The 18,584-nt window shown below is 67.9% G+C and carries 22 protein-coding genes; 9 read left to right on the forward strand and 13 right to left on the reverse strand.

The window, feature by feature from the left end:
* Nucleotides 1–3 precede the first annotated feature (3 nt).
* The 6 genes from I7X43_RS03500 to I7X43_RS03525 all read left to right on the forward strand — a co-directional run bounded on the left by I7X43_RS03500 (nucleotide 4) and on the right by I7X43_RS03525 (nucleotide 6,177).
* Entirely contained in the window at nucleotides 4–1,974 is a 1,971-nt protein-coding gene (locus tag I7X43_RS03500; RefSeq protein ID WP_198099495.1) for a putative bifunctional diguanylate cyclase/phosphodiesterase, read from the forward strand.
* 39 nt (nucleotides 1,975–2,013) lie between these two features.
* Complete coding sequence (locus I7X43_RS03505) at nucleotides 2,014–2,832, forward strand: cytochrome b/b6 domain-containing protein (RefSeq protein ID WP_198099496.1); 819 nt, start codon at nucleotides 2,014–2,016, stop codon at nucleotides 2,830–2,832.
* Nucleotides 2,833–2,845: 13 nt separating this feature from the next.
* Nucleotides 2,846–3,505 carry a winged helix-turn-helix domain-containing protein gene (locus I7X43_RS03510; protein WP_198099497.1) on the forward strand — a complete coding sequence of 220 codons (660 nt, stop codon included), beginning with the start codon at nucleotides 2,846–2,848 and terminating at the stop codon, nucleotides 3,503–3,505.
* 100 nt (nucleotides 3,506–3,605) lie between these two features.
* Entirely contained in the window at nucleotides 3,606–4,943 is a 1,338-nt protein-coding gene (locus I7X43_RS03515) for an ATP-binding protein (protein WP_198099498.1), read from the forward strand.
* Between the two features lie 53 nt (nucleotides 4,944–4,996).
* On the forward strand, nucleotides 4,997–5,668 hold the full coding sequence (locus I7X43_RS03520; RefSeq protein WP_198099499.1) for a hypothetical protein: 672 nt from the start codon (nucleotides 4,997–4,999) through the stop codon (nucleotides 5,666–5,668).
* A 14-nt stretch (nucleotides 5,669–5,682) separates the two neighbouring features.
* Nucleotides 5,683–6,177 carry a GNAT family N-acetyltransferase gene (locus tag I7X43_RS03525; RefSeq protein ID WP_198099500.1) on the forward strand — a complete coding sequence of 165 codons (495 nt, stop codon included), beginning with the start codon at nucleotides 5,683–5,685 and terminating at the stop codon, nucleotides 6,175–6,177.
* Nucleotides 6,178–6,196: 19 nt separating this feature from the next.
* On the opposite strand, the gene I7X43_RS03530 is transcribed toward I7X43_RS03525, so the two are convergent.
* From I7X43_RS03530 to modA, 3 genes are read right to left on the reverse strand one after another with little or no spacing between them, the layout of a single operon-like run.
* Nucleotides 6,197–7,309, reverse strand: a complete 1,113-nt coding sequence (locus I7X43_RS03530; RefSeq protein ID WP_198099501.1) for an ABC transporter ATP-binding protein — start codon at nucleotides 7,307–7,309, stop codon at nucleotides 6,197–6,199.
* Nucleotides 7,302–7,955 carry a molybdate ABC transporter permease subunit gene (gene modB / locus I7X43_RS03535; protein ID WP_198099502.1) on the reverse strand — a complete coding sequence of 218 codons (654 nt, stop codon included), beginning with the start codon at nucleotides 7,953–7,955 and terminating at the stop codon, nucleotides 7,302–7,304. Before modB ends, I7X43_RS03530 begins: the two co-directional genes overlap by 8 nt.
* Entirely contained in the window at nucleotides 7,956–8,720 is a 765-nt protein-coding gene (gene modA / locus I7X43_RS03540; protein ID WP_246480107.1) for a molybdate ABC transporter substrate-binding protein, read from the reverse strand.
* 180 nt (nucleotides 8,721–8,900) lie between these two features.
* Here modA and I7X43_RS16495 point away from each other — a divergent pair, with 180 nt between their 5' ends.
* On the forward strand, nucleotides 8,901–9,029 hold the full coding sequence (locus I7X43_RS16495; RefSeq protein WP_259373356.1) for a hypothetical protein: 129 nt from the start codon (nucleotides 8,901–8,903) through the stop codon (nucleotides 9,027–9,029).
* On the opposite strand, the gene I7X43_RS03545 is transcribed toward I7X43_RS16495, so the two are convergent.
* The 5 genes from I7X43_RS03545 to I7X43_RS03565 are packed head-to-tail and all read right to left on the reverse strand — an operon-like array spanning nucleotide 9,026 to nucleotide 11,965.
* Nucleotides 9,026–9,691 (reverse strand): aquaporin, encoded by a 666-nt coding sequence (locus I7X43_RS03545; protein WP_198099504.1) that lies wholly within the window; start codon nucleotides 9,689–9,691, stop codon nucleotides 9,026–9,028. The two genes, I7X43_RS16495 and I7X43_RS03545, sit on opposite strands and share 4 nt — an antisense overlap.
* Nucleotides 9,688–10,194: an arsenate reductase ArsC gene (locus I7X43_RS03550; RefSeq protein ID WP_198099505.1), complete on the reverse strand. Its 507-nt coding sequence runs from the start codon at nucleotides 10,192–10,194 to the stop codon at nucleotides 9,688–9,690. Before I7X43_RS03550 ends, I7X43_RS03545 begins: the two co-directional genes overlap by 4 nt.
* A 14-nt stretch (nucleotides 10,195–10,208) precedes the next feature.
* Nucleotides 10,209–11,171 carry a sterol desaturase family protein gene (locus I7X43_RS03555; protein ID WP_198099506.1) on the reverse strand — a complete coding sequence of 321 codons (963 nt, stop codon included), beginning with the start codon at nucleotides 11,169–11,171 and terminating at the stop codon, nucleotides 10,209–10,211.
* On the reverse strand, nucleotides 11,123–11,614 hold the full coding sequence (locus I7X43_RS03560) for an ArsI/CadI family heavy metal resistance metalloenzyme (RefSeq protein WP_198099507.1): 492 nt from the start codon (nucleotides 11,612–11,614) through the stop codon (nucleotides 11,123–11,125). The genes I7X43_RS03555 and I7X43_RS03560 overlap by 49 nt, the downstream gene beginning before the upstream one ends.
* Nucleotides 11,615–11,635: 21 nt before the next feature.
* The gene (locus I7X43_RS03565; protein ID WP_198099508.1) at nucleotides 11,636–11,965 is read right to left on the reverse strand and encodes an ArsR/SmtB family transcription factor; all 330 of its coding nucleotides are present in this window, start codon (nucleotides 11,963–11,965) and stop codon (nucleotides 11,636–11,638) included.
* Nucleotides 11,966–12,081: 116 nt separating this feature from the next.
* Between I7X43_RS03565 and arsA the strand changes: the two genes are divergently transcribed.
* Complete coding sequence (gene arsA, locus I7X43_RS03570) at nucleotides 12,082–13,872, forward strand: arsenical pump-driving ATPase (protein ID WP_198099509.1); 1,791 nt, start codon at nucleotides 12,082–12,084, stop codon at nucleotides 13,870–13,872.
* Here arsA and I7X43_RS03575 read toward each other — a convergent pair.
* The 5 genes from I7X43_RS03575 to I7X43_RS03595 form a co-directional block, all read right to left on the reverse strand.
* Nucleotides 13,869–14,063: a YgaP family membrane protein gene (locus I7X43_RS03575; protein ID WP_198099510.1), complete on the reverse strand. Its 195-nt coding sequence runs from the start codon at nucleotides 14,061–14,063 to the stop codon at nucleotides 13,869–13,871. The two genes, arsA and I7X43_RS03575, sit on opposite strands and share 4 nt — an antisense overlap.
* A 73-nt stretch (nucleotides 14,064–14,136) precedes the next feature.
* A complete protein-coding gene (locus I7X43_RS03580) occupies nucleotides 14,137–14,769 on the reverse strand; it encodes a Crp/Fnr family transcriptional regulator (RefSeq protein WP_310737509.1) in 633 nt (210 codons plus the stop codon).
* 163 nt (nucleotides 14,770–14,932) lie between these two features.
* Nucleotides 14,933–15,346 carry a PaaI family thioesterase gene (locus I7X43_RS03585; protein ID WP_198099512.1) on the reverse strand — a complete coding sequence of 138 codons (414 nt, stop codon included), beginning with the start codon at nucleotides 15,344–15,346 and terminating at the stop codon, nucleotides 14,933–14,935.
* A gap of 3 nt (nucleotides 15,347–15,349) precedes the next feature.
* A complete protein-coding gene (locus I7X43_RS03590) occupies nucleotides 15,350–15,868 on the reverse strand; it encodes a GFA family protein (RefSeq protein ID WP_445666938.1) in 519 nt (172 codons plus the stop codon).
* Nucleotides 15,865–16,371, reverse strand: a complete 507-nt coding sequence (locus I7X43_RS03595; RefSeq protein WP_198099513.1) for a DUF1993 domain-containing protein — start codon at nucleotides 16,369–16,371, stop codon at nucleotides 15,865–15,867. The genes I7X43_RS03590 and I7X43_RS03595 overlap by 4 nt, the downstream gene beginning before the upstream one ends.
* Nucleotides 16,372–16,438: 67 nt before the next feature.
* Here I7X43_RS03595 and mnmG point away from each other — a divergent pair, with 67 nt between their 5' ends.
* Nucleotides 16,439–18,397 carry a tRNA uridine-5-carboxymethylaminomethyl(34) synthesis enzyme MnmG gene (gene mnmG, locus I7X43_RS03600; RefSeq protein WP_198099514.1) on the forward strand — a complete coding sequence of 653 codons (1,959 nt, stop codon included), beginning with the start codon at nucleotides 16,439–16,441 and terminating at the stop codon, nucleotides 18,395–18,397.
* The last annotated feature ends 187 nt before the right edge of the window (nucleotides 18,398–18,584 follow it).

Raw genomic sequence — 18,584 nt, forward strand, 5'->3', positions numbered from 1 at the left:
GCCATGAGCCGGGCCCTCGCTTCCGCCCCGCCGCCCTCGACCGCCCCGCCCGGGGGGCCGGAGCAGCCGCACGCCACGCGGCGCTATGCCATCCGGGCCCAGCGGGTGCGGGCGGTCAGCCTGCTCAGTGCCGGGGCCCTGTGCGCCAGCGCCGTGGGCACGGCGCTGCATTCCAGCCTGCTCACCGTGGCGCTGCTGCTGCTGGCCACGGCCGGCGCCTTGGTGGCCTATGGCTTGAGCCGGCGCGGTCATTCCGACGTGGCCGTGACCGTGCTGATGGGCTCCCTCACCGGGGCCTTTTCGTTGCTGATGTGGGTCAACCGGGGGCTGGCCGACCCCGCCATTTCCACCTTTCCCGCCATCTTGTTGTTTGCCGCCCAACTCGGCAACCGCCGTCTGTTTGGCGGCCTGCTGCTGATCATGGTGTTGAACGTCGTGGGCGTGGGCATGGCCGACTTGCTGGGTTGGGTGCAGCGCGCCCCCCGCCCGGTGAATTGGAGCCTGATCCTGGATCACGTGCTGCTACTGACGGCCTCAGGGTTTGCGGTGTGGTGGATTTCGCGCGACCTGCACCGGGCGGTTCGCGATGCGGATGCCGAGACCCTGCGCGTGAAAGACAGCCTGGCGCACATCGAATACCTGTCGCGTCACGACGGGGTCACGGAACTCGGCAACCGCCTCTTGGCCCAAGAGCGCTTCAGCACGGCCGCGGCACACGCCCGCCGCCACGGCCAACAAGTGGCGCTGCTGTATTTCGACCTGGACCACTTCAAGCTCGTCAACGACACCTTGGGGCACCCCGTGGGGGACCAAATGCTGCGCAGCGTGGCGCACCGGGTGAATGCCGTGGTTCGCGAAACCGACACCGTGTGCCGGTTCGGGGGCGATGAGTTCCTGGTGCTGCTGCCCGCCTTGGACAGCGGAGATCAAGCCTCGCGCGTGGCCGGGCAAATTGTTGAGGTGTTGAGCCAGCCGTTCGAACTGCAGGGCCAAAGCATGGTCTGCGGGTGCTCGTTGGGGGTGGTGATCTACCCACAAGACGCCGAGGACTTTGATGAACTGGTCAAGCGCGCCGACCTGGCCATGTACCGCGTCAAAGAGGAAGGGCGCAACGGTTTCCATTTTTTCGACCCCTCGCTGCACGCGCGCGTCGAGCACCAAATGGCCTTGGACGCCGCCTTGCGCGACGCACTGGCGCGCAACGAGGGCCTGCATTTGGCCTACCAGCCCCAGTTCGACCTGCGCACCGGCGCCTTGGTCGGCTGGGAAGCCCTGCTGCGCTGGCAGCACCCCACACTGGGTGCCCTGTCGCCGGCCGAGTTCATCCCCATCGCAGAACGCAGTGGGTTGATCCTGGCACTCGGCCAGTGGGTGCTGCGGGCAGCCTGCCAGCAGGCGCAGGCTTGGCGCGCCCGCGGCTGGCCCGCGGTGCGCATGTCCGTCAACGTCTCGCCTTTGCAAATGCGCCGCAGCGATTTCTTGCCCAGCGTGGACGCCGCCTTGGCCGCATGCGGCCTGCCCGCCGACGCGCTGGAGTTGGAAATCACGGAGGGTGTGCTGATGCAGGACGACAGCCCCGCGGCGGCCAGCCTGACCGCGCTGGGCGAACGCGGCATTGCGCTGGCCATCGATGACTTTGGAACCGGCTATTCGAACCTCGGTTACTTGAGTCGTTTCCAGGTTCACCGCCTGAAGATTGACCGCTCCTTCGTCCACAACCTGAGTCAAAGCCCGCAGGATCTGGCGCTGGTGCGCGCCATCGTCCACATGGCCCACGGGCTGGGGCTGGTCACCGTGGCCGAGGGGGTGGAAACCGACGCGCAACAGCAGCAACTGCAAGCCCTGGGTTGCGATCACGGTCAGGGGTGGCTGTGGCACCCGGCCCTGCGGCCCGCCGAGTGCGAGGCCATTTGGGAGCAGGCGCAGGCCCAGGCCCCATCTCACCCATCCTCCCCGCCGTTCAGACCCGCCTAAGCTGGGCGCGCGAGCATGGTGCCCATTCCAGGAGGCACCATGAATCCCACCCCGTCGTCCCTCACCGTTCAGCCCGCCCCCCGCGTTTGGGATGCCCCCGTGCGCGTTCTGCATGGCCTCTCTGCCCTGTGTTTTGCGGGAGCCTGGCTGACGGCCGAAGTCGACCGACTGCGCCCGCTGCACATCAGTCTGGGCCTGTGTTTGGCCGCCTTGATGGCGCTGCGGGTGCTGTGGGGCCTGGTGGGCAGCCCCACCGCTCGGTTCAGCCACTTTCTGAAAGGCCCCACCGCCGTGGTGAAGCACTTCACGGAGCTGACCCAAGGGCGACTGCAAGCGCATGCCGGGCACAACCCCGCCGGCGGCTGGGCGGTGGTCGGCCTGATCGGCCTCTCGTTGGCCAGCGCCGCCACGGGCTGGCTCACCTGGACCGGGGGCGAGACCTTTGAGGACTTGCACGAGGGCGTGGCCACCGCCGCCCTCGCCTTGGTGGGGCTGCACCTGGCGGCCGTGGCGCTCACCAGCCACTTGAGCCAACGGAACCTGGTGGCCAGCATGGTTCATGGCCGCGCGGAGGTGCCCCCGTCCGAGGGCATTCCCCGCAACCACACCGGGTTGGCGGCGCTGATTCTGGTCGCCACGGTGGGGTTTGTGGCCTGGGGCCTAGCCCCCAATTCCCCCTTGCGCGCCCCGGGCGCCAACGAAACCGCTGAGACCCAGCACCATCGGGAGCGCGGACAGGAACCTGACGATGAGGACGAAGACGAGGCCCCGCGGCTGATGAGCGGCGCCGCGATGCCCCCGGCGTCGCCCGCTTCGGCAACCGCGCCGCGGTCGGTGCGGCATGATGACGACGACTGAAGACGGAGGCTCCATGCGCATCTTGCTCGCAGAAGATGACCCTTTGCTGGGCGATGGCCTGCGCGCGGGCCTGCGCCAGCAGGGGTTTTTGGTCGACTGGGTGCGCGATGGCGAAGCCGCGGCCCGCGAACTGCGCGCAGCGCCCTATGCCGCGGCCGTGCTGGACCTGGGGCTGCCGCGGCAAGATGGCTTGCGCGTCTTGGCGGAAATCCGCGCCGCCGGCTGTAAGACCCCGGTGCTGGTGCTGACCGCGCGAGACGCCGTGCCGGACCGCATTCAGGGGTTGGATGCGGGCGCGGATGACTACGTGGTCAAGCCGGTGGACCTGCTGGAACTCGGCGCTCGCCTGCGGGCCCTGGCCCGCCGCTCGGGCGGTCACGCCGAACCCGCGTTGCGCTGGCGCGGCCTGAGCTTGGACCCCGCCACGCGCACCGTCCACTTGGAAGACGCCGAGGTGCCACTGGCCACCCGTGAGTTCGACCTGTTGGCCCTGTTGATGCGACACCCCGGCCAGGTGCTGAGCCGGGACCAAATCGAATCGCGGCTGTACGGCTGGGGCCAAGAAGTCGAAAGCAACGCGGTCGAAGTCCATGTGCACCACCTGCGCCGCAAGCTGGGGGCCGAGGTGATCCAAACCGTGCGCGGTGTCGGCTACCGCGTGCCCGCCGCATGAGGAGGAGCCCCCAGTCTTCGGCCGCTTCGGCCCCCGCCCCCGCCCAAGGGGGTGCCGCCCGCTCGGGAGCAGCCCCTCGCTCGACGTGGAGATTCATCCCGTGACGGCCCCAGCCCCGCGTGCACCGTCGCTGCAACGCCGCTTGCTGCTCAGCCTGCTGGGTGGCCTGGTCACAACCGTGGTGGTGCTGGGCTTGCTCTCCGCCGGAACGATGTGGGGCGAGTTGGACGAACAGTTGGATGAACAACTGGTGCAAACCGCCGACCTGCTGCTGCAAATTGGTGCGCAGGTCAGCGGCCCCAGCCTGCAGATTGGCGCCCCCCGCGAAGAGGCCCACGCCCAACTCTTTCAAGTCGTGCGGCAAGGCCAGGTGCTGATTCGCAGCGCTCACGCGCCCCACGAGGCCCTGTGGCCGTCCGCGCCCCCGGGCTTTTCAGCCCGCACCTGGAACGGCAGCGACTGGCGGGTGTACACCGTCCACGGCGAGGGGCTGTCCGTGTGGGTGGCCGATACCCAAGCCCAGCGCCTGCACTGGCTGGCCGAAGCTTTCGAGTCCTGGCCCGTCATCTGGCCCACGGCCTTCGCTGTGCTGTGTGGGCTGTTGGTGCTGGGTTTGCGCCGGGTCTTGGAACCCTTGCGCGCCGTGGAGGCCGAGGTGGCTCGGCGCCAACCCGGCTCGCTCCAGCCGCTGCAAACAGACCCCTTGCCGCGCGAACTGGAACCCTTGGTGCAAGCGCTCAATGCCCTGCTGGCGCGGGTCCACCAGACGCTGAGCCGCGAGCGCCAGTTCACCGCCGATGCGGCGCACGAGTTGCGCACCCCGATTGCCGCCTTGCGCGTGCAAGCCCAGGTGGCCCAAGGCGCCACCGACGACGCCGAGCGCAGCGAAGCCCTGAACGCGGTGCTCGCCGGCTGTGAGCGCGCTGCGCATTTGGTCGACCAGTTGCTGGCCCTGGCGAGGCTGGATGAAGACCCGGCCGAGCCGGCGGTTGCACTGCCCCTGGTCGACGTGGCAGCCCTGGCGCGGGACGTGCTGGCCGAGCTGCTCAGCGTGCACCCCCAGCGCGCCGACGATGTGCAACTGAACGCCCCCGAGGGTGGCGTCCCGGTGACGACCGATCCCCTGTGGGCCCGCCTGCTGCTGCGCAATCTGCTGGACAACGCCCTGCGCTACAGCCCACCGGGCGCCCCCGTGCACCTCACCGTCAACCCGACTGGGCTGCGGGTCGACGATGGCGGCCCCGGCCTGCCCCCCGACACCTGGACCGAACTGGGCCAACAACGCTTTTGGCGCGGCAGCGCCGCCACCGGCAGCGGCACCGGTTTGGGCTGGGCCATCGTGCGCCGCTGCGCCCATCACGTGGGGTGGGCCGTAGAGGTAGATCAGTCCCCACTGGGCGGGCTTGGGGTGCGCGTGGGTTTTGCACCACCGCGGTGAGGGGAGCGGTCGACAGCGCTCGGACAATGCGCCGCTTCACGGGAGCTCTGACCATGATCTTTCCATTTCGCGCCCTGCGTGGGGCGGGGGCACTGCTGCTGGCCTGCAGCGTTGGGACAATTCAGGCCGCAGCACCGGCCGATGATCTGGCGGCTGTCACTGCCAGCACCGGGGCTGCCCGGCGCGACGGGGCCCACCTGACCCTGTCCCTAAAAGCCCCGGCGCCCGCGCTGACGCTCAGCGACCGGGGCGACTGCAGCACCCCCGACGCTTGCACCCGCTATCGCTTCAAGGGCCTCTCACCCAATGGCCAATACGCCAGAGTCGATGTTCACGGCTACGAGTGGGGCAGTCAGCTTTGGATCAACCGCAACACGGGCCGCCAAACCGAAGTCTTTGCGGACCCGGTGGCCTCGCCCAGCGGGCGGTACCTGGTGGTGGCCAACGGAGCGGACTGCTGTGAGGAAAACGGCGTCTTCATTTGGGAGCAGCAGGAAGACCGACTGGTGCCGCGCTTTGCCCTGCGACCCAAGGACTACGCGCTGTACGCCACCGTTCGCTGGGAAGACGAGCAGACCGTGCGCCTGAGACGACTGGCCCGCTCGACGGCCGCCTGCCCGCACGACGACCTGATGTCCACCGAGGTGCTGCTGCGCCGACAGGGGACGACGTGGCGCTTTGTCACCCCCACGCCGGCGGTGCCGCCTCGGTGCGGGGTGTCCTGAAGTGTTCTCCTGACGTGTCATCGCTGACCCTTCGCCTTCTCACCCCCGCCGACGCCGAAGCGGTGCTCGCGCTGCAGCAGCGCGTCTACCCGCCCACGCATTGGGAGCGATGGGCGGTGCTGGGCGCCAAGCAGGCGCTGTACCCGGCCGGCTGTTGGGCGGCAGTGGATGCGCAAGATCGCCTACTGGCCTACCTGTTCAGCCACCCGTGGCGGCGGGGCACCGCTCCCGCGCTGCACGGCGAACTCACGCAGTTGCCCTCGCACCCCGATTGCTACGCCCTGCACGACTTGGCGCTGGCGCCCGAGGCTCGCGGCCAAGGCCTGGCCCGCCGCTTGGTGGACGGCGCGCGGGCCCATGCGCAGGGTTTGGGACTCACGACGCTGACGCTGGTGGCGGTGCAAAACAGCGCTGGGTTTTGGCAGCGGATGGGGTTTGAGCCCTGCGGGGTGCAGGACGCCAGCCTGCTCAGCTACGGCGCGAACGCCGTGGCCATGGTGGCTGGGTAGCGCTCATCTTCAATCACGTTCAGGGCGCGGGTTCACCGGTCTTGACCGGCATGACATGCAGCCCACGCGGGTCCAAGTGGACCCAAATCTGGGCACCTTCCTCCAAGCGCAGCGCCGCCACTTCGCGTGCAGACAGGGTTTGGTGCAAGCGGGCCTCCGGGCCCGGCAGGTGCAAGAGCAGGTGGGCGCTGTCACCCAGGCGGCGCAGGCGTTCCACCCGGGCCCGCAGGACGTTGGGCCCGACCAGGGGCTCGCGGTGCAGGTGGACAAATTCCCCCGACACGACCCAGTGGACGAGCGTGCCCTCGTCGATGCGGTTCTTGTCCCGCGTGCTCAGGCGTTCGGTGCCCCAGTGCAGACAGGCCTCGCCCGGGGCGGCCTTCTCAAACCGGGCGCTGAACACGTCCCGCAGCCCCACCAGTTCCGCCACGCGGGCGTTGCGCGGGCCGGCCAGCACGCGCTCCGGAGCGCCACATTGCAGGGCCTGACCACCATCCACGATGCAGAGCTGATCGGCGAGCAAGCGGGCTTCGTGCAGGTCGTGCGTAACCATCACCACCGGCAAGGGGTGGCGCTCGCGCAGGCGCATCAGCTCGTCCCACAGGGCGTGGCGGGTGGGTTGGTCCACCGCCGCAAAGGCCTCGTCCAGCAAGAGCACGCCCGGCTCGCCATCCCCCGTGGCGCGCGCCAGAGCGCGCGCCAGCGCCACGCGTTGGCGCTGGCCGCCCGACAGCTCGTGCGGGCGCCGGTGGCCCAAATCCGCCAGGCGCATGTCGGCAAGCAGGCTTTGGGCGTGCTCCCGGGCGAGCGCCCGGCTCAGGCGGGTGGGCAAGCCCAGGGCCACGTTGTCCACAGCATCCAGGTGCGGGAAGAGGGCGTAGTGTTGAAACACCATGCCCACGCGCCGGGCCTCGGGCGGGCGGTGCAGGCCGGTGGCGCTGTCCGTCCACACCTGCCCCGCCACGACCACGCGGCCGGATTCAACAGGCAACAAACCGGCGATGGCGCGCAGCACCGAGGTCTTGCCACTGCCGGACGGCCCGACCAGCGCCAAGAGCTCCCCTTGGGCGCAGCTCAGTGCCACATCCAGCGGAATCTCGGGGCCCGCCCGTCGCAGACGCAGCTCAAGCATGGGCGCGCCTCCGGTTCAGCCAGGCGCTGAGCACCCCCGTGGCCAGGGCAAGCAGCAACAGCAAGGCCGCCATCTGCCCCGCAGCCTGCAGATCAAAGGCCTGAACCCGGTCGTAGAGGGCGATGGAGAGCGTGCGCGTCTCACCCGGCAGGTTGCCCCCCACCATCAGCACCACGCCGAATTCGCCCAGCGTGTGGGCAAAGGTCATCACGGCGCTGCTGGCCACGCCGGGCCAGGCCAGGGGCAACTCCAAGCGCCACAGCCGTTGCCAGGGGCTGAGCCCGCAGGTGCGCGCGGCATCCACCAATTCCGTGGGGATGGCCTCGAACGCGCGTTGCAGCGGCAACCAAGCGAACGGGATGTTGGCCAACACGCTGGCCACCAAGAGCCCCTCAAAGGAGAAGGCCAGACCGTGGCCGAACCAGGCGGTCCAGGTGGGTTGCAGCGCGCCAAACGCCACGAGCAAATAGAAACCCAGCACGGTGGGCGGCAGCACCAGGGGCAGGGCCATCGCCGCCTCCAGCCAGGGCTTGCTCCGGTGCCGACTGGCCGCCAAGCGTCGCATCAACAGCAAGCCCGTGGGCAGCAGCACCGCCACGCAGGCCAGCGCCAGCAGGAGGGACAGTTTGAGCGCACCCCAGTCCATTCAGGCCTCGAACCCATAGCGGCGCAGCACCGCGCGGGCTTCCGCGCTGCGCAGGTACTCGTCAAACGCCCGCGCGGGCTCGCCGCTGCCTTTGCGGCGCACCAGGCGCTGGCGCAAGGGGACATGCCAGGCCTCGGGCAGCGCTTGGTGCACGCCCCGGCCCGCATAGCGGGGAGCCAGCACCAGTGCCAGCGCCACCAGCCCGGCATCGGCATTGCCCGTCGCCACGAACTGCGCCGCCTGGGCGACGTTTTCCGCCCGCACCACGCGGGGCGCCCACGTGGCCCACAGGCCGAGGTGCTGCAAGGCTTGCTGCGCCGCGCGACCATAGGGCGCGTGGTCGGGGTTGGCCAAGGCCAGTCGTTTCAACTCTGGCGCCGCAAGGGCTTGCTGGGGCGGCAGGCCCGCCAGCGCCGAACCCTGGGGCACATAGAGCGCCAGGCGGCCCCGGCCATAGACCCAGCCCTCGTCCGCCGACCAACCTTCACGCGCCAGCGTCAGTACCAGCGTCTCGTCGGCGGAGAAAAACAAGTCAAACGGCGCGCCCTGCCGGATTTGCTGCTGCAGTTGCCCGGACGAGCCGTAGCTCAGCCGCGGCCGCGCGCCGCCTCGGGCGGCAAAGCCATCGGCGATTTCTTCCAGCGCGACCTGCAGATCGGAGGCGGCCGCCACGCGCGGGCCAGCCGGTTGTGCGCCCGCCCGGCCCCCAAAGATGGCGCCCACCCCCGCCAGCAGCAGGGTGCGGCGGTCGCGGGGTCGGGGCAAGCAAGGGCTCATGGGGCAGGGAGCATACGGTGCAGCGCGGCGGCTGCCCTCGGGGAAACCGGAGACGTCGCCAGCCGCCGGATGCTTTGTCACCCATGTAAGGGGGTCATGACAAAAACGTATAGGGTTTTCCCGGAATTCCCGGCATGATTCGCCCCCAACGAACTAGGGAGAACCCTGATGAACCTCGCCAACACCACCACCGCCCGCCTGAGCACCCTGCGCCCGCTGTACATCGCCCTGCACGCCACGGCCATGCTCAGCACCCTGGCCCTGACCGTGCTGACCGTGGTTGAGCTGCTGGCCTAAGCCCGCCCCGCTGCGCGCCCGGCCAACCGCACCACCCCAACGGTGAGCCCGGCAGCCGCCAGCTGCGCCAGCACAAAGCCCGGCGCGCTGGCCGGTGCGATGCCCGCAAAGCTGTCGCTGAGCATGCGCCCGAACACGGCGGCCGGATTGGCAAAGAAGGTCGAGGCGGTGAACCAATAGCCCGCCCCCACGGTGGCCGCCACCAGGGCCGGTGCCTTGCCCGCCGGGGCGCGCAACACCACGGCCAGCAGGCACAGGGTGGCGATGCATTCGCTGATCCCCGCCCCGACACCCCAGCGCGCTTTGCTGCCCAGCTGCGCCAAGGGCAGCTCGAACATGGCGTGCACCAGCACCACCCCCAGAGCCGCACCGATGAGCTGCGCCAGCACATAGCCGGCCACCGGGCCCTCAAAACGCCTCAGCCCCGCCAATGTGAGCGTCACAGCCGGGTTGAAATGGGCCCCGCTGATGGGGCCCAGGAGTTCGATCAGCACCCACAGGCCAAGCACCGTGGCCCCGGTGTTGGCCAGCAAGGCCACGGCGACATGGCCGCCCGCCAATCGCTCCGCCATCACCCCCGAACCCACCACCACCGCGAGCAGCGCGGCCGTTCCCAAGCCCTCCGCCAGCACGCGCTGGCGCACCGAAGCCCCGGCCTTCATCGCGCCGCAATGTCCAGCAAAGCTTGGCGCCGGGCCGCAGCATCCATCCGCTGCCAGGGCAGGGCCAGCAACTGCAGCAGGCGGTAGCCCAAGGCTTGGCGGGTGAGCTCAAACGCTTGTTCGCGCTCCGCCTCCGGGGCGCTCGATGGGTCGGGGTAGCCCCAGTGCACCTGCACCGGCGCGCCGCCCACGCCCGCCGGCCAGATCGGGCAGGTTTCGGCGGCAGCACTGCCGCAGACGGTGATCACCGCATCCAAGCGCGGCGCCGTTTCGAGCGTGAATTCATCCCAGCTCTTGCTGCGCAGCGCCGACGTGTCGATGCCCGCCCTTTGCAGCACGGAGATCGCATGGGGATTCGTCCTTCCACTCGGCGCGCTGCCGGCGCTGTGGGCTCGAATGGGTCGGCCGAGCCGCTGGGCCCAGTGGTTGAGCAGGGCCTCGGCCAACGCGCTGCGGGCCGAGTTGTGGGTGCACAGGATGAGGATGTGGTGAAGGTCTTGCATGGGGCAATAGGAAATCAGACGCAACAAACTGGAGAACAGAGCGGGCGACACGAACGGCCGCCCAGGAGCTGGCACCAGAAGCTAGCGCGCGAGGGGTAGCCGTCGCCGTCGCCAAACAGGCCCACGCGTTCGGGGCGATGGCCCGCGGGAGCAGCCAGGTAAGTGCCGAACACATGGTCCCAAATCAGCAGCGCGGCCCCGTAGTTTCGGTTGGCTTCATGAGCTTCGGCGCTGTGATGCCAGCGGTGCGCCTCGTTGGTGCTGAACAGTGCGTTCCAAAAGCCATTGCGCAAATCCGCGTTGCTGTGCTGAAGCAGCATCACCGGCTGGGTGAAGGCCAATACGCCCAGCAGCAGATCGGCCGGAGCACCCAGTAGCTGCAGCGGCAACAGTGCGGCCGCGGTGACCAGCACGAAGTTCAGCGGATGCACGCGGAAGTTGTTCAGCCAATAGAGCCGCTCACTGCCATGGTGCAGCGCGTGCAGGCGCCACAGCGGCGACCATTCATGATGGGCGCGGTGCGTGGCGTACTTGGCCAGCTCCACCCAGAGCAAGGCCACCACCCACTGGAGGGCGAGTGGCCAACTGTGCGGCCAAAGGGTGCCCAGCACGGGCAAGGCGGCGATACCGGCCGCGGCCAGCAGCGGTAGGCCCGCCTTCAACAAGGGGTCCACGGCAGCCATCACCAGCAGCGCACTGGGGGCGTCGATGCGGGTGTCCCGCTCCACGGGCGTGCGCCAACAGGCCTCGAAGGGCCAGCGCCGTTCCAGCGCCCAGCCCAAGGCCAGAACGGTCAAGCTCCAGCCCATCACCAGGGCCTCGGTGTGCAGGCCCGCGCGTGGCGCCAGGGCCCAGAGCAGCAGCCCCATCAGGGCGACCAAGGGATAAAGGTGGCGTTGCAACAGGCTGGGCATGTCGGCGGCCTCGATCAGCAGCAGCCTGTGCGGGCTGCGCCCGACGACGCGGGAGCGCAACACGTTGATTTCGGCTCGGGCTGCGGAGCTGGGCGCTCACCGGGACAGCAAGCCGAGCCCGATTGCGGCGCCTTGCCAAAGGTTGGGATGTTTTCCAGCGTGTGGAAGTGCTCCCAGGCCAAACCCTGAGGGTCGGTCACCCAATGCTTGTCGCTGCGGGCGTAGCAGCAGTCGGCCGTGCCCACGTCCGCCAGGGCCAGATCGGCAGACTCGGCTTGCGCCCGCAGCTCGGTGAGCTCCGCTTCGGTGTCCGTCTGGAAGCCCAGGTGGTCCACCCCCGGCTCCCCCCCGCGCTGCGAGATGGCGAAATTCAGGCGCGGGTCCTCCAGCATCCACTTGGCATAGTCACTCTCAACCCGCGTGGGCGCGGCGCCGAACAGCTTGGCGTAGAAGGCGATGCTGGCTTGCAGATCGCGGACGTGAACGTGCACATGGAATCGTTTCATGGGTTTCTCCTTGGAGTTCATTCACTGAGGACAGCACACACCCGCTGCCGGGGTCTCGCAGACAGCACGCCCCTGACAGCAGTTGGCGGTTAGGTAACCGACCAGAGCGCTCATCCGTTCAAACTGGGCGCGATAGGTCAGGTGCCGCCCTTCCCGCTCCACCCCCACCAAGCCGGCGTGGCTCAGCTCTTTCAGGTGAAACGACAGGGTCGCCGCTGGAATGCCCAGAGCCTCTTGCATCTCACCCGGCCGCAATCCTTGCGGCCCAGCCACCACCAGGGCGCGGAAGACCGCCAATCGCACTGGGTGAGCCAATGCAGCGAGCGCTTGAATGACGGTTTCATCGTTCATGCGACCAATTATTTCCATTTTTCTAGAATTGTCAAATCAAATCTCTTTGGGATGGCGCAAAGCGGCTCAAGCGGTCCAGGGGTAGCCTGTCCCTCTCAATTCCGCAAGGCGACCGCATGGCCTCAACTCTCGACTGGCTGCAGAACCCCCAGCGCTTGGTTTTCTTCACCGGAAAGGGGGGCGTCGGCAAGACGTCACTGGCCTGCGCCAGCGCTTTGCACTGGGCGACTCAGGGGCAGAAGGTCCTTCTCGTGAGCACCGATCCGGCTTCGAATTTGGACGAAATGCTGGGGATTGAACTCTGCGATCGTGCTCAATCCATTCCCGACGCTCCAGGCCTCTGGGCCCTCAACATCAACCCAGAAACTGCAGCCGAACAGTACCGCCAGCGCGTACTGGGCAAGCTGGACGACCCCGCCGATCAGTTGCGCGTGCGGGAGCAACTCTCCGGCGCCTGCACCACGGAAATCGCTGCTTTTGATGAGTTCGTGGGCCTGCTGGCCGATGACCATGCCGCCTTCGATCGAGTGGTCTTTGACACCGCACCAACGGGTCACACCCTGAGATTGCTCAGCCTGCCCCAAGCGTGGTCCGGATTTTTGGCTGAGCATGAAGGGGGAGCATCCTGCCTGGGGCCGCACTCCGGCTTGAAGATGCAAGAGCAGCGCTTCCGAGCCGCGTTCAGACGCCTCACCGACCCCGCGCAAACCGTGGTGGTGCTGGTGACCCGAGCGGACCTTTCCGCCTTGCTCGAAGCCTCGCGGAGCCACTCGGAGTTGGTTGCATTGGGGCTTGCCCAACAACACCTGGTCGTCAACGGCGTTTTCCGGGCCGAAGATCCCGGTGACCCCGTGGCGCAAGCCTTGAGGCAGAAGGAACAGGCCGCGCTGCGCGACATGCCTGCACCCTTGGCACGACTCCCGCAGGACCAAGTGGAACTGCGGGATTACGACATGGTGGGCTTACCAGCCCTGCGGGCCTTGCTGGAACCCCAGCCCCCTTTTTTGGCCCCAGCACCCGATGGCCCGTTGCTGAACACGCTCGATGCCGAGCGCTGGCCACCCCTGAGCACGCTGGTCGACGAATTGGCCCAGCAGGGTCACGGTTTGATCATGGTGATGGGCAAAGGCGGGGTTGGAAAAACCACCGTTGCGGCAGCGTTGGCGTTGGGGCTGGTGCAGCGGGGCCACGCCGTGCACTTGACCACCACAGACCCCGCCGCCCACGTCAAGGACACCTTGGGGGAAGCGCCACCGGCAGGACTGCGAGTGGATCGCATCGACCCCAAAGCCGAAACGGAGGCTTACATACACAAAGTGCTCAGCACCAAGGGCCAAGGCTTGAGTGCGGAGGCCTTGGCTTTCATGGAGGAAGACTTGCGCAGCCCCTGCACGGAAGAAGTCGCCGTGTTCCACGCGTTCTCGCGCACCGTGGCAGAAGCTCGCCACACCTTCGTGGTGATGGACACCGCGCCGACCGGCCACACCTTATTGCTCATGGACGCCACCGGCGCTTACCACCGCCAGATGGCAAAGGAGCTCGGCGCAACACGCTTCGTCACGCCCTTGATGCGGCTGCAGGACCCGCAGCACACCCAGGTCATTTTGGTCACGCTGGCGGAAACCACCCCCATCAGTGAGGCCTGCGCACTGCAAGACGACCTGCGGCGCGCCAAGATTGAGCCTTGGGCCTGGGTGGTCAATCGCACGCTGAGCGGCAGTGGCACCCGCGACCCACTGCTCCAGCGCCGGCAGCACCACGAGGTGCAGCAACTGGAACGGGTGGCCAAAGGGATGGCCAACCGGCGCGCTTTGGTCCCATGGCAAGCGGTACCGCCTGTTGGTTCCGCAGGGCTGAGCGCCCTGCTGGAGCCACGCGTGGGCGCGGAACCCGATCTGCCGGTTTAGTCCCGCGGGGCCGGGCAGGTGCGGATGCCCAGCACGGTGTACAGCGGGCAAAAGCCAAGGGCTGCCGTCACCACCGGCACCACGCCGATGTAACCCCAGACCCCGATCACACCCAGAAACGCCAAGGCGATCAGCACCAAGCCGATCACAACACGGGCAACACGATCCAGCGATCCAACGTTGGCAAGCATGGCAATAACTCCTTCGCAATCAATGAAGGAGCCCAGCATCGCCGCCGCCTCCACCCCCTGTCGGTGACTGCAGTCACACAGGGTTTGCGCCGGCGCAAAGGGCTCGCAGTGCGGCGGGGTCCCGCAGCTCAATGCGTTCGCGCGCCAGGCTCACCCAGCCCGCCCGCTCAAAGCGCCCCAGCAAGCGGCTGACGATCTCGCGCACCGTGCCCAGCTCATCCGCCAACTGTTGATGCGTGATGGCCAGGACCGGGCCCCGCGCCACCAGCACAGCCGCCAGGCGTTGATCCAGCCGCTGAAAGGCCACCGCCTCCACCACCGCCATCAGGTCCGCCATGCGCTCCGCCATCACGCCCATGACCTGCCGGCGCAGGGCCGGGTCGGCCTGACAGGCTTCATCAAAGTCAGCGGGGCGAATCAGCACCAGCTCGGTTTCGCTCACCGCGTCCCCCTGGGCGGTGGCCACCCGGCCGGCAAAAAGGCAGGTCGTGGACACCACGCACAGGTCGCCGGGTTCCACCCGGTACAGCTCCAGCAGACGCCCATCCGGGGACGCCAAGCTCACACGCACCGAGCCCGATTCCACGATGGGAAATCCCGGGCAGGGCTGGCCGGCATCAAACAGCCGGGTGCCCGCTGGCACCCGCAGCCGCTGGGCCTGAGCCAGCCACGGTTGCAAACCCTCCAGGGGGAGCGACGTTGTCACAGGGTTTTCACCAATCTCCGCCATGCTGGCGGCACTTCACGGGAGATGTTCATGTTCAAAGCCCCTTCGCACCGCCTGACCCAGTCCATCCAAGCCCTCTCGCTGCTCACCAGTGGCTGGCTCACCGTGTTGACCACGATGGCGCTCTGGCATTGAGGGCCCTTCACGGCCGATCCGCCGGCAGCGCATAGGTGCCGACCGCATGGGCGACGGGCTCGGCCAAGCCTTCTGAGTAGAGCCAGACCTCGCCCACCGCCAGCCGGCGCCCCAGCTTCATCAGCCGGCATTCGCCACGGATGTCGGCTTGGGCACGGGGTTTGCGCAGGAAGTTGACGTTCAAGCTGGTGGTAACCGCCAGGGGGACGATGCCGATTTCGCCCAGGATGGCCACGTACAGCGCCACGTCCGCCACCGTCATCAGCACCGGCCCTGAAACGGTGCCACCCGGGCGCAACTCCCCCGGGCCAATGGGTTGCCGCACGGTGGACGCGCGCTCGCCCACAGCCACGACCTGGCAGCGGTTTTGCGGGAATTCGGCAGCCAGGAAGGCTTGGATTTCGGTCAAGGATGCGGGCATGGGCTAGCCCCCTGAAGTGCGCTGGCGCTGCCACGCCTCAATCGCCGGCAACAGCGCCTCACGCCGCGCCAAGCCTTGGGCAGGCCAGACGGCCGCGCGGTCGTCGTAGTACTCACGGAAGACCTTGGCCTCGGGCGGAAGGTTCAACCACGGCTGCTTGCTAGCGGTGAAGATGTGGACGTCCGGTGGGCACTGGCCAGGGTCGTCCAGGGTGCCCACGCGGACAAAGGCGAGCACGGGGCCCGCCCCGGCGTAGTGGCTCCACAGCGCCACGTGACAGCTGGGGCAGCGGTGGATGCGCTGCCCAAACCCGCTGGCGCTGGGCGTCAGCACCTCCACCGTCTGACCTTGCAGTCGGTGCAGGCGCTCCGTCTCGATCATGGCGTTCAAGACAAAGGCCGAGCCCGTTTCGCGCTGGCACCAGGTGCAGTGGCAGCAGTGCACCACCATGGGCGGCGCCGTCATTTCGTAGCGCACCTGACCACAGGTGCAGCGGCCGGTGAGCGCAGCCACAGCGCTCACACCTCGCCCAGGTAGTCCGCCTTGCCCAGCGGCACCCCGTTGTGGCGCAAGATCGCGTAGGTCATGCTGCTGTGGAAGTGGAAGTTGGGCCAGGCCCAGCCCATCAGGTACTGGCTGCCGACAAAGGTCAACTCCTTGCCCGCGACTTTGAGGTGGATGCCGCGGGTCTCGCTGCCATCGAGTTTGGTGCAGTCCACGGACTCGATGAATGCCATCGTCTTTTGAATGCGCGCTTGCAGGTCGCCGAAGCTCTGCTCGGTGTCCTCGTGCTTGGGCGGCTCCATCCCGGCCAGCCGCGCCACGGCGCCCTTGGCTTGGTCGCAGGCAATTTGCACCTGGCGGGTGAGCGCAAACATGTCCGGGTAGAGGCGGGACTGCAGCAGCACAGCAGGGTCGATCTTGTGGGCCTCGGCGTGGGCCGCAGCTTTCTTGAGGATATTGCTAAGGTTGCGAAGCCCATTGATGAAGCGGGGGCTGGTCGCCTGGACCATGGAAATCGACATGACAAATCCCTAAGTGGAGTCGGGTTTCGGATTCAAGCACGGGACCTCGACGGCGACAATTCGGCCCATGCTCTACCCCACTGAATTTGATGTCATCGTGGTTGGCGGCGGCCACGCAGGCACCGAAGCCGCCCTGGCGTCCGCCCGCATGGGCGCGGCCACCCTGCTGCTGACGCACAACATCGAAACCCTGGGGCAGATGAGCTGCAACCCGTCGATTGGCGGCATCGGCAAGGGCCACCTGGTCAAGGAAGTCGATGCCCTGGGCGGTGCGATGGCGCTGGCCACCGACGAAGGCGGCATCCAGTTCCGCATCCTCAACGGCTCGAAAGGCCCGGCCGTGCGCGCCACCCGCGCGCAAGCGGACCGCATCCTCTACAAGGCCGCCATCCGGCGCAGACTGGAGAACCAGCCCAACCTGACGCTGTTCCAGCAGGCGGTGGACGACCTGATGGTGGAGGGCGACCGGGTGGTGGGCGCCGTCACCCAAAGCGGCATTCAGTTTCGCGCCCGCGCCGTGGTGCTGACGGCCGGCACCTTCTTGGACGGCCGCATCCACATCGGTCTGCAGAACTACCCGGCTGGGCGCGCCGGCGACCCCCCGGCCGTGTCGCTCTCAGCCCGACTGAAGGAGCTCAAGCTGCCGCAAGGGCGGCTCAAGACCGGCACGCCGCCGCGCATCGACGGCAAGACGATCGACTTTTCCAAGTGCGATGAGCAGCCGGGCGACTTGGACCCAGTGCCGGTGTTCAGTTTCATGGGCAGCACCGCCATGCACCCCCAGCAATTGCCCTGCTGGATCACCCACACCAACGAACGCACGCACGAAATCATCCGCAGCGGCTTTGACCGCAGCCCCATGTTCACCGGCGTCATCGAAGGCGTGGGCCCGCGCTACTGCCCCAGCATCGAGGACAAGATCAACCGCTTCGCCGGCAAGGACAGCCACCAGATCTTCCTGGAGCCCGAGGGCCTGACCACGCACGAGTTCTACCCGAACGGCATCTCCACCTCCCTGCCCTTTGACATCCAGCTCGCCGCCGTGCGCTCCATGGTCGGCCTGGAAAACGCCCACATCCTGCGCCCGGGCTACGCCATCGAATACGACTACTTCGACCCACGCTCGCTCAAGAGCACGTTCGAGACCAAGCAGATTCACGGCCTGTTCTTCGCCGGGCAGATCAACGGCACCACCGGCTACGAGGAAGCCGCTGCGCAAGGCCTGTTCGCCGGCGCCAATGCCGCTTTGCAGGTGCAGGGCCAAGAGGCCTGGGTGCCCGAGCGGCACGAGGCCTACCTGGGCGTGTTGGTGGACGACCTGATCACCAAGGGCGTGACCGAGCCCTACCGCATGTTCACCAGCCGCGCCGAGTTCCGCCTGCAGCTGCGCGAGGACAACGCCGACCTGCGCCTGACCGAAACCGGCCGCCGCTTGGGGCTGGTGGACGACGCCCGCTGGAATGCCTTCTGCCGCAAGCGCGACGCCCTGGCCCGCGAGCAAGAGCGGTTCAAAGCCAGTTGGGTCAACCCGAACAGCCTGCCGGCGCCCGAGGCCGAGCGCCTGATCGGCAAGGCGCTTGAGCGCGAATACAACCTCGCCGACCTGCTGCGCCGCCCGGGCGTGGGCTTTGACGCCGTGGCCGAAGCGGGGCGTATCGGCAAACCGGGGTTCGATGTTTCACGTGAAACACTCCGGGCCGAATTGGGCGCCGAGCTGGCTGATGCGGTGATCGAACAGTTGGAAATCGCCACCAAGTACGCCGGCTACATCGACAAGCAACAAGACGACGTCGCCCGCGCCGCCGCCTTTGAACACCTGAAGCTCCCGACCGAGCTGGACTACGCGCAAGTGACCGCGCTGTCGATCGAGGCACGGCAAAAGCTGGCCGCGCATCGGCCCGAGACCTTGGGGCAGGCGTCGCGGATTTCCGGCATCACGCCAGCGGCCATTTCCCTGCTGCTGATCCATTTGCGGAAGGGGCGATTTAAGGGGTTTGGGGGAGAGGGAGCTGAGGTGTCTGCCTGATTTGTTTGGGCTGTGGCCCAGAGCCCGCCGGGAATGCGCCCCGGCTGGCGCCCTTCTTTTCTTTGCGGCGCCAAAGAAAAGAAGGCAAAAGAAAGGCGCCCGAAGGCCCAATGCACGCCCGCCGCTACGGGCGTCGGGCGATTGCACGGCTGGCTCACAGGCCTCCACCAGCCCTCCAGAGCCTGCG

Source organism: Inhella gelatinilytica, assembly GCF_016093295.1.
Taxonomy (GTDB): domain Bacteria; phylum Pseudomonadota; class Gammaproteobacteria; order Burkholderiales; family Burkholderiaceae_C; genus Inhella; species Inhella gelatinilytica.